This is a genomic window from Ichthyobacterium seriolicida, assembly GCF_002369955.1.
Classification (GTDB): Bacteria; Bacteroidota; Bacteroidia; order Flavobacteriales; family Ichthyobacteriaceae; genus Ichthyobacterium; species Ichthyobacterium seriolicida.
The window spans coordinates 326,293-340,429 of record NZ_AP014564.1; the positions used below are offsets into that span (position 1 = coordinate 326,293).

General features: G+C 34.5%; 10 protein-coding genes. 3 read left to right on the top strand and 7 right to left on the bottom strand.

The window, feature by feature from the left end:
- Window positions 1-60 precede the first annotated feature (60 nt).
- From JBKA6_RS01255 to recG, 7 genes are all read right to left on the bottom strand, one after another.
- On the bottom strand, window positions 61-1,320 hold the full coding sequence (locus JBKA6_RS01255) for a quinol:cytochrome C oxidoreductase (protein WP_231952063.1): 1,260 nt from the start codon (window positions 1,318-1,320) through the stop codon (window positions 61-63).
- 128 nt (window positions 1,321-1,448) lie between these two features.
- Window positions 1,449-2,012, bottom strand: a complete 564-nt coding sequence (locus tag JBKA6_RS01260) for a c-type cytochrome (RefSeq protein WP_096685056.1) — start codon at window positions 2,010-2,012, stop codon at window positions 1,449-1,451.
- Window positions 2,013-2,017: 5 nt separating this feature from the next.
- Window positions 2,018-2,542 (bottom strand): DUF3341 domain-containing protein, encoded by a 525-nt coding sequence (locus JBKA6_RS01265; protein WP_096687319.1) that lies wholly within the window; start codon window positions 2,540-2,542, stop codon window positions 2,018-2,020.
- A gap of 1 nt (window position 2,543) precedes the next feature.
- Complete coding sequence (gene nrfD, locus JBKA6_RS01270; protein ID WP_096685059.1) at window positions 2,544-3,923, bottom strand: NrfD/PsrC family molybdoenzyme membrane anchor subunit; 1,380 nt, start codon at window positions 3,921-3,923, stop codon at window positions 2,544-2,546.
- A gap of 19 nt (window positions 3,924-3,942) precedes the next feature.
- On the bottom strand, window positions 3,943-7,002 hold the full coding sequence (locus JBKA6_RS01275; protein ID WP_317044160.1) for a TAT-variant-translocated molybdopterin oxidoreductase: 3,060 nt from the start codon (window positions 7,000-7,002) through the stop codon (window positions 3,943-3,945).
- A 29-nt stretch (window positions 7,003-7,031) separates the two neighbouring features.
- Window positions 7,032-8,273: a c-type cytochrome gene (locus JBKA6_RS01280; protein WP_096685067.1), complete on the bottom strand. Its 1,242-nt coding sequence runs from the start codon at window positions 8,271-8,273 to the stop codon at window positions 7,032-7,034.
- Window positions 8,274-8,400: 127 nt separating this feature from the next.
- The gene (gene recG, locus JBKA6_RS01285; RefSeq protein WP_096685071.1) at window positions 8,401-10,503 is read right to left on the bottom strand and encodes an ATP-dependent DNA helicase RecG; all 2,103 of its coding nucleotides are present in this window, start codon (window positions 10,501-10,503) and stop codon (window positions 8,401-8,403) included.
- 409 nt (window positions 10,504-10,912) lie between these two features.
- Between recG and JBKA6_RS01290 the strand changes: the two genes are divergently transcribed.
- From JBKA6_RS01290 to JBKA6_RS01300, 3 genes are read left to right on the top strand one after another with little or no spacing between them, the layout of a single operon-like run.
- Entirely contained in the window at window positions 10,913-11,797 is an 885-nt protein-coding gene (locus tag JBKA6_RS01290) for a DUF5018 domain-containing protein (protein WP_157776861.1), read from the top strand.
- 22 nt (window positions 11,798-11,819) lie between these two features.
- Window positions 11,820-12,512: an IS1595-like element ISIse1 family transposase gene (locus JBKA6_RS01295; RefSeq protein ID WP_086558007.1), complete on the top strand. Its 693-nt coding sequence runs from the start codon at window positions 11,820-11,822 to the stop codon at window positions 12,510-12,512.
- Entirely contained in the window at window positions 12,509-13,846 is a 1,338-nt protein-coding gene (locus JBKA6_RS01300) for a BspA family leucine-rich repeat surface protein (RefSeq protein ID WP_096685078.1), read from the top strand. The genes JBKA6_RS01295 and JBKA6_RS01300 overlap by 4 nt, the downstream gene beginning before the upstream one ends.
- Window positions 13,847-14,137: the final 291 nt, after the last annotated feature.

Genomic DNA, 14,137 nt, shown 5'->3' on the forward strand with positions numbered 1-14,137 from the left:
GATTTTCCATTAAATCATATGATCTGGTTTATCGACCAAATCCAAAGACTTATGAAATCTCTAAAAGTGGAATCTTTTACTCTCTTCTAATAGAGGATTACCCTCTGGAAAAAGGGGCGCTTTAGAAATGCCATTCATAACAATATAGACAAATAAACCTAAAACTCCCAAGGTAGTACCAATCTCTGGTATGCCTATACTCCAATTACTCCCCACGCTGCCAGGCATTATCATAATAAATACGTCTAACCAATGCCCTATCAAGATTACTATACCTCCCATAATCACAAACCAGTAAACACGTTTAAAATCAGCATTTACAAGAAGTAACACAGGGAAGACGAAATTCATAACCAACATGGATAAGAATGGGATTTTATATTCTTCAAATCTGGTCATAAAATAAGTAACCTCTTCAGGAATGTTAGAATACCAAATCAACAGAAATTGAGAAAACCATAGGTATGTCCAAAATATACTAAATGCAAACATATACTTACACAAATCGTGTAGGTGACTATTATTAGCTTCTTTCAGAAGGCCTTTGGATCTTAAAAAGATAAATATAATAGCCGATGTAGTAGTCGCTGTAGCTAACATTCCTGCCACGATATACCAAGCAAATAAAGTACTAAACCAATGAGGTTCAATAGACATTATCCAATCCCAAGAAGACGTAGAAGAAGTAACTGCAAAAAAGACTAAAAATATCACACTATACTTCATAGACCTCCCCCAAAAGACCATGCCAGTCCCTGGAGTTTTTTGAAGTAATGAATTTTTACGAATTAGATACGTAAGCAAAGACCACATAGCCACATATATAACTCCTCTTATGATGAAAAATGGAAAGTTTAGATATCCCGATTTTCCAGCTATTATAGCATCGTAATTCTCTGCATTAGGGTCTGTTATTCCCGATTCCATCCAATGGAATATATGATTCAGATGAAATGCAGATGATAAGTGAACAATCAAAATCAAAATCCCTCCTACAGGAATAAAGAGAGTTATCCCCTCTATAATTCTGAGAACCAATACAGCCCACCCAGCCTTGGTAGCATTTTGAATAGATAAAAAACAAGCCGCCCCTAGGGAAATAGCCATAAAAAAGAAAACACTTACATATAATGCCGACCAAGGTCGGGTTTGTAATTGATGTAATGTATGTGTCATATGTTCTATGTCATTGTGGGGATTATTATCTACTAATTCTGTCGAGTGATGTGAATGCTCACCATGAGAATGTGACTTTAAGTCCTCTATGGTTTTAGGTGCCGATAATAAACCATACACAAGGGATATTACCCCTATAGCCATGAGTAGGATACAAACACCTTTTAGTCTCTTTGAAAATAAATACATGCTAATTTATTATACAGATATACGTTATTCTTTTTTGCTTAATGACTTAAAAAAATATCTACTTTGCTTATGCAAGAGATAAATTACAAATCATTTCTTAACTTTTCTACATACTGAACTATTTCCCATCTCTCTTTTTTAGTTAATTGAGAAGCATGGGATCCCATTATTCCCTTTCCATAGGTTATAACGTGAAAAATACTACCTTCTGTTATATCTGGGAGCCTTACTTTGCTGAAATCTGGCACCCCTAGAATCTTTTCATTTTGCACTAAAATTCCTTGTCCATCACCTTTCTCTCCATGACAAAGGGCACAGTATATGTTAAAATTTGCTTTTCCATTGCGCAAATTATCTTCATTTTTTTCCAATGGAGATACCACTTTTGTCTTGGACAACTGATATCCTTCGGTTGTATTTGGCATATCATAAGGGACGAACCCTCTTTTTACAGTTCCAGCTACTGGTTTCCTCGCTGAGGACTTATCCGCAAAATTTTCATTATAACTATATGGTTCATAGGCCAACGAATAGTACATATCTGGCATATAAACTTTATTTGGTTTACTCTTATCTCTTTGACCACAAGAAGAAATAAACATTACAACAATTAAAAATTTTAGGGCTATGATTATATTACTCTTCATCTAACTTATGGCTTATTTTTAATTTCAATGGCACCAGTTTCCCTAAGTAAATCCTTCAACTTATCTTCGTCTCCTTCTAAAACTACTTCCATGACAAATTTATCATCAGTAATTCTGATATCAGGACTATCTTCCATCTTTCCTGGATATAAATCACATCTGAAGAAAAAAGTGAATACCATCAGGTGCGCAGCACAAAATACAGTCAACTCAAACATGATTGGTACGAATGAAGGCATATTATAAAACCAACTATTAGCAGGTTTACCCCCTATATCTTGAATCCAGTCGTAGTTCATCATATAAGATGTCAACAAAATAGCAAAAGTCAAACCACAACAACCATATATAAAAGAGGTTATGCCCATTCTAGTTGGGGCTAGCCCCATAGCCTTATCTAATCCATGAATAGGAAAAGGAGAAAAGACTTCTTCCACATAATACCCCTCTTCTCGGAGTCTCTTAACACTACCTAATACGATGTCATCATCGTCAAATACTGCTAAAATAGTTTTATAGTTACTGCCCATTTTACTTATGCTTTTTTTTGTATTCCTCACCTGAGGATTTTAATATAGTCTTCAACTCAGCTTGAGCTATAACTGGAAAAGTCCTAGAGTATGCTAAAAATAAGACAAAGAAAAAACCAATCGTCCCTACATAGATACCCAAATCTACAAATGATGGAGAAAACATTGTCCAAGATGAAGGAAGATAATCCCTATGCAAAGAGGTAACTATAATCACAAACCTCTCGAACCACATACCTACATTCACAAATATTGATAATATAAATGTAAATACTATGTTTCTTCTCAATTTTCTAATCCACATCAACTGCGGAGATATGACATTACAAGTCATCATTATCCAATAAGCCCACCAATAAGGGCCTGTAGCTCTGTTTAAAAACGCATATTGTTCATATTCAACACCTGAGTACCAGGCTATAAATAATTCCGTTATATACGCTACACCAACTATAGATCCTGTTACCATAATTATGATATTCATCAATTCTATATGTCTGATGGTAATATAGCATTCTACGTTTATAACTCTTCTCATAACTATCAAAAGTGTCTGAACCATTGCAAACCCTGAAAACACAGCCCCAGCCACAAAATAAGGAGGAAAGATGGTCGTATGCCAACCAGGTATTACAGAAGTAGCAAAGTCCATAGATACTATAGTATGAACTGAAAGAACTAGAGGTGTAGCTAAACCTGCTAATACTAAGGAAACTTCCTCGAATCTTTGCCAATGCTTAGCTCTGCCAGTCCATCCAAAGCTAAAAAATCTATATATCTTTTTAGTAAGTGGATTTACTGCTCTATCTCTTATCATAGCAAAGTCTGGAACCAGACCTACATACCAGAATACTAATGATACAGTTAAATACGTAGATATGGCAAATACATCCCAAAGTAAGGGAGAGTTAAAGTTTACCCAAAGGGAACCAAATTGATTTGGTAAAGGTAAAACCCAATAAGCTAACCAAGGTCGCCCCATATGGATTATAGGAAATAACCCAGCTTGTACCACAGCAAAAATTGTCATAGCCTCAGCAGACCTGTTTATAGACATCCTCCACTTTTGACGAAAGAGTAATAAAACAGCAGATATAAGAGTTCCAGCATGTCCTATACCAACCCACCAAACGAAATTAGTAATGTCCCATGCCCATCCTACAGTTTTATTTAAACCCCAAACACCTATTCCTACACCTATAGTATACGCCATACAGCCAAAGCCCCAAAGAGCTACAATGGCAGATATTGTAAACATACACCACCAGAACTTAGTAGCTTTACCCTCTATAGGTGCAACTATATCCAGAGTAATATCATGATAAGTTTTATCCCCTTCTATTAAGGCTTCTCTTACTGGAGATTCGTAATGACTACCCATTTAATTAATCTTTATTTTATCAAACTTTTTTATTTCTCACTTTTACTTGATACATCACATTAGGTTTAGTTCCCACATGTTCTAACAAGTAATATCTCCTATCATCTTTTTCCTTTTGAGCAATAGTGCTATCTGGATTATTTACATCTCCAAATACCATAGAGTCAGTAGGACAACAAGAAGCACATGCTACAGAGTTTTTAAAATCTTCATCGACTAACTTCCTACCCTCTCTCTTGGCCTCTAGAATGACATATTGAGTAGTTTGTATACACATAGAACACTTTTCCATAACTCCCCTAGATCTAACTACCACATCTGGATTTAAAACCATTCTCCCTAGGTCATCATTCATGTTAAAATCAAAGGCATCATTTTTAGAGTAATTAAACCAGTTGAAACGTCTGACTTTATAAGGGCAGTTATTAGCACAGTATCTAGTTCCCACACAACGGTTATATGCCATTTGATTTTGACCTTGCTTACCATGAGAAGTAGCTGCCACAGGACACACCGTCTCACAAGGAGCATGGTTACAGTGCTGACACATAACAGGCTGAAATACTACCTCTGGATTTTCAGAAGCATCTTCTAAAGATGTTAATTCTGCTATACTTTCTGCTAGACCACTAGCGTTGTCTTTTGTGTGAGTATCTTCTTCAAACGAGCTTTTAGAAGAATAATAGCGATCTATTCTCAACCAATGCATATCCCTACTATTTCTCATCTCCTCTTTGCCCACAACTGGAATGTTATTTTCTACCTGACAGGCTATGATACAGCTTCCACATCCAGTACACGTATTCAAATCTATAGAGAGCTTAAAATGATGACCTATAGATCTATCTACTGAATCCCAAAGATCTATCTCATTTACATTTTTAACTCCTTTATGTGTATCGAGAGCAACCTCTGGATTCCATTGGCTTTTAGATTTGTTTATATATGAGTCTAATGTGGTTTCCCTGACTACATCTCCTCTACCCATAAGGGTATTGTGTAACTGTATACATGCAAATTCATGATGTCCATCAGAAGACTTTTCTATAGAAACATCTGTCTGTACAGAATTGAAGTTCTTATATAGAGGATAAGCATTTACCCCTACCTCCATAGGGCTTTTAATAGCTTTTTTTCTGCCGTATCCAAAGGAAAGCCCAACGGTTTTATAAGCTTGTCCAGGTTGTACAATAACTGGAATCCCTTTTATAGTTAGACCATCGACAGTTAGATCCACTTTATCTCCATTTAGAGCTCCATTAGATACATTCCAGTTTTTTAAGCCTAATTCATTTGCTTGCTTGATAGAGATAGTTAAGTAATTATCCCAAGTAGTCCTAGTTATAGGGTCTGGCATTTCTTGTAACCAAGGATTATTAGCTTGGTAACCATTACCCATACCTATTTTTCCATACAATTGTAATTCTGTGCCTTTGCCAGGCTTTATTTTTGAAGCTTCCGCATGTAGATCTATAGAATTATCACTTAGATTTACCTTCTCATTCTTGATGAGAATCCCATCGTGTAAAGCCGTATTCCAAGAGAGAGAATCTAATATATTCTCCTCCCAGTATCTTTTTAGATAATCGTAAAAACTCTCAGTGGAACCCAACCAAGATAACATACAATCTTCTAATTGAAGTGAATCGAATAGAGGTCTAATCACAGGCTGCATTAGTCCGTATGCTCCTAGAGAGAAATTGATATCTCCCCAACTCTCTAAAAAGTGTGATTGAGGAGCTTTGTATTTCATAAGAGAAACTGTTTCATCTTCTTTTTGTGCAAAACCCACTGAAAAATCAACTTTTTTTAAACCTTCTATAAACTCTGAAGCATTTGGAAGAGTATAAACAGGATTTGTGTAAGAGGTTATCAAAACCTCCACATTGCCTTGATTCATATCCGATACTAACCCTTCTATCCCATCATTTGTAGATGTACGAACGTAACGAGGTGTTTTACTTACCACCTCCGAATTTAGGAGTTCGTTTATAGCCATGGCTATGAGATTTACACTCACCTCATCACTATGAACCGCTATAAAAGAAGATTTTTTTGCTTTTTTAATATCTTGGGCAATATCCTTTATACGATCGTCTATACTAGTCTTCTGACTAGGCAGATTCTCCCCAGAGAGAATATTGTAAAGATTGATTAGAGCAAATTTCTGTTGGGTAGGAGAAGCCGGAATTCTCTCATCCGCATTAGCTCCTGTTATAGACATATTAGACTCTATCTGTATATGTCTAGACATGTGTCCATCTTTTGGATATCTCCCGCTAGAATAGCTCCTTTCAAAACCTCCACCTTGCCAGTCACCTAAGATATCAGCCCCAAATGACAGTATAATACTAGCTTTAGATAAGTCGTATGACAATAGAGCTTTTATTCCAAATTTCCTCTCAAAAGCAGTTACTGCAGCAGATTCTGAAATAGCATCATATGTGATGTGTTCTACTCCGTAATGATTTTTGAGTTTTTTTATCAAAGATTTAGTAGATGGCCCTACTAGAGAGGTCGTTAGAATTACAGACTTCTTCCCATTAGTTTTAGCTCTCTCTAGAGCCTCTTTTGTGTCTTTATTTAAGGTCTTCCACGAAGTTATGTCGTCTAATTTCTTAGGACCTTTCATCCTGTCGGAATCATACAACGAAAGTATAGAAGCAACTATCCTAGCGTTTACAGATCCGTAGTCATGAGCCAAAGGGTTAGGGTCTATTTTAATAGGCCTACCCTCTCTATTTTTAATCAACACTGAAGAGAGATCCTCACCGTTATTTACAATTGAAGCGTAATAATCTGGAACCCCTGGAGTTATCTCTTCAGGCTTTATCACATAAGGAATACTCTTTACCACTGGACCTTCACAAGCTGCCAAAGAAGCAGTTAAAGTGCTAAATCCGACGTATTTTAAGAAATCTCTACGGCTGGTATTCGAGTTGTTTAAAGCCTCTTGATTGTTCCCTAAAAAATCTTCTACGGGAATATACTCTAAGAACTCTCTGTTCTTTATATTATCAACCACTTCAGAGCCTTGCTTGAGCTCCTCTAATCCCTTCCAATACTTTTTATTAGACATCATCTAGATAATTATTTAAAAGGCTTTAATTAGTAGTGACACTTGCCACATTCCAACCCTCCTATTTTATCAACTGTAATTTTACTTCCTTTATGTTTCTCTTTCATCTGATTATGAATGTCCTCATAGTAAGGATTACCTTCCATTTTAACCTGAGTTTCTCTGTGACAATTTACACACCAACCCATTGTTAAATCAGAATGTTGTCTCATGTCATCCATTTCCTTTACAGGACCATGACAAGTCTCACAGGCAATACCTCCAACCTTAACATGCTGAGAGTGATTGAAATACACAAAATCTTGTAAATCGTGAACCTTGATCCATTTTATAGGTTTTTGTTCGTAATTTTCTATATATGATGACGTTTCTGGATCGAAACCTATAGCGTTATATATTTTAGCTATTTCTTTAGTCCCTGTATTCGTCCCCTCCTGTATATAAAAGTGACAGTTCATACACACATTGACAGAAGGTATTCCCGCTGTTTTAGAATATTTCACACTAGAGTGACAGTACATACAATCTATCTTGTTGTCTCCAGCGTGTATCTTGTGAGAAAAGGCTATAGGCTGTATAGGCTCATACCCAGTATTTACACCTACTTGCATCAGCCAATTCCAACCCAACCTGAGAAATGAAAAAATGATTATGATTATAAATACCGTTAGTAGTCTTTTATTTTTAAGAAACTTGGTAATGATATTTTTTACGCTGCCAAAAAATGAAAATGTCTGTTCTCCCTTAGCAGCTTTTATAGCGTTTTTAGATTTGAATAACATAGCTGTAAACAACAGCATGATAGCCACTATAACCGATAAGAATACTTCTGTAGATATACCTTTGTCGCTGCCTCCACCGCCTGTGTTTTTTTCACCACTAGAAGTCGCTACATTGTTTTTATCTTCCTTAGGAGTATTCAGATGAGCTAGTATATTGTCGACATCAGCATCTGAAAGTTGAGGGAAGGGACTCATGAGAGATCCGTTGTATTCCTCAAATATAGCTATAGCGTCTACATCACCAGACTCTCTAAGCTTTACATTGTCTATAATCCAAGAATGTAACCACTCTTTCGATCTCTTTTGGCTGATGCCCCTAAGAGGGGGGCCGATAGTCTTTTTGTCTAAATTATGACAAGAAGCACAAAGAGAATTAAACAACGCTTTGCCCGCTTTCTTATCCTGAGAATATGAATTATACGCAATTGAAAATAAAAATATTATAACTAAACAACATTTACGCATAATCGAAAGGGTTTCTTTTTTCATATTTTTTTTCAGAAAAAGTAATAGAACATCACAACGTGATGCGCGAAATTAAACTATTGAATTAATTTTTTTGTCAATTTTTAACGACACCCTGCAATTTATAAGCATTATAAATAATGAGTTTTATTCAACTAATATTCCTCCATACATTGGTAGTTTGCTTGATAATACTATATTGTTTTTTTATGCTTTTGTTCTTGTCTTTTTCCAATTGAGGATCGTCTTTTAATATCTCCATAGCTTTGGATCTAGCCGTGGTTAAAATATCACCATCTTTGGTTATGTCGGCTATTTTCAATTTTAATACTCCGCTTTGTTGTAAGCCTTTTAGGTTTCCTGGCCCTCTTAGTTTTAAATCTACATTGGCTATCTCGAAACCATCATTTGTCCTTACCATAGTATCTAACCGTATTTTGGCTTCATCAGACAGTTTGAAAGAACTCATCAAAACACAAAAAGATTGCTGACTCCCTCTTCCTATTCTACCTCTTAGCTGATGCAATTGAGAAAGACCAAATCGCTCAGCACTCTCTATTACCATAACAGATGCATTTGGAACATTTATACCTACTTCTATAACCGTAGTGGCTACTATTATTTGCGTTTCCCCTTTGGAGAATCGATTCATTTCAAATTCTTTGTCAGCTGAACTCATCTTACCATGAACGATGCTAATCTGATATTCAGGCATGGGGAAATATCTCGACATGCTCTCATATCCGTCCATTAAATCTTTATAGTCCATTTTTTCAGACTCTTCTATGAGAGGATAGATTACATAAACTTGTCTGCCTTTTTTTATTTCATCTTTAATGAACCCCCATACAGCTAAGCGATTAGAATCATATTTGTGGACAGTCTTTATGGGCTTTCTATTGGGAGGCAGCTCATCTATTGTAGACAAGTCTAAATTTCCGTATAAACTCATAGCCAGAGTTCTGGGTATAGGAGTTGCTGTCATTATTAAAACATGTGGAGGCAATTTATTCTTTTTCCACATCCTAGCCCTTTGAGCTACACCGAATTTATGCTGTTCGTCTATGATGGCTATGCCTAGATTTTTGAATTCTACCGCATCTTCGAACAGAGCGTGCGTTCCTACCAAGATATCCAAAGTCCCCAGTAACAAATTCTCGTGTATATTCCTTCTATTTTTTGTGCTAGTTGATCCTGTTAATAATTCCGTTTTAATACCTAACTGTTCTACACTTTCTTGGATGCTTGTATAATGCTGTATTGCTAATATTTCAGTTGGAGCAATTATACAAGCTTGAAATCCGTTATCTATAGCTATTAACATGCTCAATACGGCGATTATGGTCTTTCCGCTACCCACATCTCCTTGTAATAATCTATTCATCTGAGCTCCTGTATTTAGGTCTCGCCTTATCTCTTTTATAACTCTCTTCTGCGCTCGTGTCAGACTAAAGGGAAGGATATCATTGTAAAAAGCATTGAATTTGATTCCTATTTTATTGAAACTATACCCTTTGTATTTTTTTTTATCTGATATTTTTTGATCTATCAATCCCAATTGTATGAAAAACAGCTCTTCAAATTTCAGTCTGTACTGAGCTCTGGCTAAAAGCTCTAATGTCTTTGGAAAATGAACATTTATCAAAGCAGCTTTTTTGCTCATAATATTTAGGGAATCGATTATCTCACTTGTAAGGGTTTCTTCTATTTCACCTTTCAGTTCTACAAAGAGATTCTTCATAGCGTTTTGCATAGATCTCCTACTGATCTTAACTTTCACTAGAGCTTCTGTAGATGGATACACAGCCTGTATGGGAATGCGAGATTTTTTATATTCGCTCAAAGTGCTCATTTCTGGATGCGCAATACTGTATTTTCCATTGAAAATATTTGGAACTCCAAAGATTACATAACGCTCATCTATTTTTATGTTGTTTTTAATCCAGCTTATCCCTTTGAACCAAACCAATTCTAAAGTTCCAGTGTCATCTTTGAAAGTCGCACATAATCTGCTTTTTTTGCCTTCACCTATATTTTTCAGAGATGTTATTCTTCCTATTAATTGCACTTCTATTTTTTGAGTAGCATTTATCTCCGAAATAGTGTAAAATTGACTTTTATCTATGTATTTATAAGGGAAAAATTCTATCAAATCACCATAAGTGGATACATTTAGTTCTTTCTTGAAAAATTTTGCTCTATGAGGACCAATACCCTTTAGGTATTCTATAGGAGTATTCAGAGATTTTTCCATCAATTTCATGAATTGACAATAACATTTTTTTTACAAAAATCGCCAAAATAATCAAATAGTAAAAAGGTTGCTATCGTAGTTGGTAATCTGAATTAGATTAAACTCAAGTTTTAAAAAAAAACTATAATTTTCGCACTTCAAATTTTTAATTTTTCATAATGATATATCCCAAAAATAATTCAAGTGACCTAGATTTCGTTAAAACCCTTTAAAATTAACACTTTATGCACAATATTGAAATATAAACATGAATAATCTGGGATGATCTAGGTTGAAAAGTATTTCGCTACTATCTCAACATATTCAAAAGAAAAGAGTTAGCTTCGTATTTTAACATTTAACTGGAATAGTTATGATTACCAAGACTTTTTGTTTTTCTATTGTAAGAAGTATTTTTTATTTTGCGTTTTTGTCGGTGTTTATTTTGTCCTGCATAAAGAGTACTAAGGTTAAAGACAATGATGAGGTTAAAGACAATGATGAGGTTAAAAACAATGATAGTGGAGAATGCTCTATTAGTAAATTTATATTGGAGAAGTCTAAAAATGAGGGTAAAATTTTTGCAAATAGAAATGGCGTTATAGATGAAAAGGTCACTCCTCCTACCATAACACTACACCTATCTGAATCTGCAACTTTAAGCGGTTTGAAACCTACAATAGTTCATTCTGGTGTTAGTTTTTCCCCTAATGATAAAGAGGGGATTACCTTTAGTACAAATTCTGCGACGGATTATACAGTAATCTCTAAAAATGGACAAAAAAAAGTATACAAGGTTATAATTATTAAAGATTTAAAATCATCTAGTTTAATATCTTTTAAGTTTAAAGCAGAGGGGGACAATCTAAATACTGGGAAAATTGTTAAAGAATTAGGTGGTGTTATTAGCACTACTGATTCGGATAATCATACAATAACTATTAATATCCCTCATGATGCAGTACTTACTAATTTAACTCCTCACATAGAATTACATAAGGGAGCTAGTGTTAGTCCCCAAGCTACTATAGCGCAAGATTTTAGTAGTCAAAAAACTTATACAGTTACTGCTCAAGATGGAACTATTGTTACCTACAATGTAAGAGTAATTAGAAACTCCGAACCTAGGATAAAAACTTTTAGTTTTGATACCAACAACTCTAATAATTCAAATAAAAACCTTGGAAATAATGTAACTGTTACAATTAAGAATAATGCTGATATAATAGTAAAAGTTCCATATAATGCACAGCTTAATGATTTACTTCCAACTGTTACACCCGATAATAATAAGGTTCAAGACAACTTAAGGTAAATTTACATGCGTGTAACCCCTTATGTTATCTATGAAAACCAAGTATATAATTCGTTCAAGAATTTCTGAGGCAAAATTCAGGTCTATTTTACGGTTATTTTGCCTAGATATTGAAGCGAAAAAAGTTAGTAAATTGACTAATGTAAGTCGTTATACTATCAACAAAATTTTTGACAAATTACGTTTGTTAATTGTTCAAAAATGCGAAGAAGAAAGTCCCTTTAATCAAGGGGAAATAGAATTAGATGAGAGTTATTTTGGAGCTAAACGAGTTAGGGGAAAAAGGGGACGAGGATCAGGAGGAAAAGTTCCAGTATTTGGTATGTTAAAGAGAGAGGGTAAAGTTTATACACAAATTGTAAAAAACTGCTCATCATCAGTAATAATGCCTATTATAGAGAGCAGAGCAAGTAAAGAAAGTACAATTTATACTGATGGATTTAAGTCTTATGACGGCTTGGTAAACTATGGTTATAAGAGGCATTATAGAGTAAAACATAGTGAAAATGAATTTGCTAAAGGAGTAAATCACATTAATGGAATTGAGAATTTTTGGGGACTATGTAAAGTTCGATTATCCAGGTTTAGAGGAGTCCATAAGCACAAGTTTTATTATCATCTAAAAGAGTGTGAATTGAGGTTTAATTATCGAAATGAAAATTTGTATTTTTGTATGTTAAAATGGATAAGAAAAAATCCCCTTAAGTTGTCTTGAACCATAATAATCTTGATGGAACGGAAGTATATAGTGGGGATACTGGTACTACTCAAGCTAACACTTCTTCTGATGATTTCAGCAATTCTCATATAACTCCTCTAAAATATAGTGCAGTAGGGCCTGCTGGGGGTAGAAAAGTGTATAACGTAAAGGTTTATAAAGAGCCAAGAATAACGGAGCTAAAGTTTAGTAAAGATCAAAATACGGGGGCTAATTTTCCTTCTAGCATAGAACAATATATTGGCACTGTTAATGAAGAAAATAATACTATAACTGCCACAGTTGCTGGAGTAGTTAACATAAGTTCTTTAAACGCTTCTATTTCTGGTGATAATATTAGTTCTTTAATCACTTATCCTCTAAATTTTACTGGGTCTACTTCTCCTTATTCTACAACTATTACAGTTCAGAATGAACATTTAGAGTCTTATACAAGAGAGTATACTGTAACACTTACCCGTCTGTCAAAAGATTTTGTGTCAAAATGGAAAGTTGGGAAAGGTGAGAAATTAACATTACCCATATATCATGATGGTAATTATGATTTTACTGTAGATTGGGGGGATGGTCAATCTGAAAGAATTACTTCTTGGACTAATAATTCTCATACATATAAGAATGAAGGTGAGTATACTGTGACAATCACAGGACGAATTGAAGGTTTTAACTTTGAAGAAAAGGCAATAACTAATGCTCAAATAATGAGTATTTCATCTTGGGGGAATTTAAAATTTGGCAATAATGGAGCATATTTTAAACATTGTTCTGAGTTGAAATCTCTACCTTTGGAGGCTCCAAATTTAGAGGGAATTACTAATATGTCTCACATGTTTTTTGGTGCTACATCTTTCAACAGTGATATAAGTAATTGGGACGTATCTAGTGTTACTAATATGGAATGGATGTTTTATATCGCTACATCTTTCAACGCTGATATAAGTAGTTGGGATGTTTCCAAAGTTACTGATATGTCTGGCATGTTTTCAAGTGCTGCATCTTTTAATCAGGATTTAATAAGTTGGAATACTTTTAATGTTACTAACATGTCTAATATGTTTTCAAATGCTACATCTTTTAATGGATATTTAAACAATTTTCAGGTTGATAATGTTACAAATATGACTGGTATGTTTGATGGAGCCACATCTTTCAATAAAAGTTTAAGCAACTGGCAAGTAGGTAATGTTACTAATATGAACAATATGTTTAAAAACGCTATAAAATTTAATCAGGATATTAGCCGATGGGAAATACATACGAGTAATACAATGACTGATATGTTTATTGGAGCTACGTCAATGACAGAAGACTATAAGCCCCAAAAAAAATAAGGTTCAAGAATTTCTGAGGCAAAATTCAGGTCTATTTTTAGACTTGTTTTGTATGGATATTCAAAAAAACAAAGGTTAGTAGGATACCTGGATTATTCATAGATATATTTCAATATTATGCATAAAGTGTTAATTTTAAAGGGCTTTACCCCAAAATCAGCCACTTTACATAAAGTCCAAAAATGAGGAATAAAAACATATTATTTTATAGAGGGAAACTTCTGTTGAATTAAATTTTTCATTGATAATGTTAGGTTATGAAGATACCAATGACGTTAGCCATTTACAGAA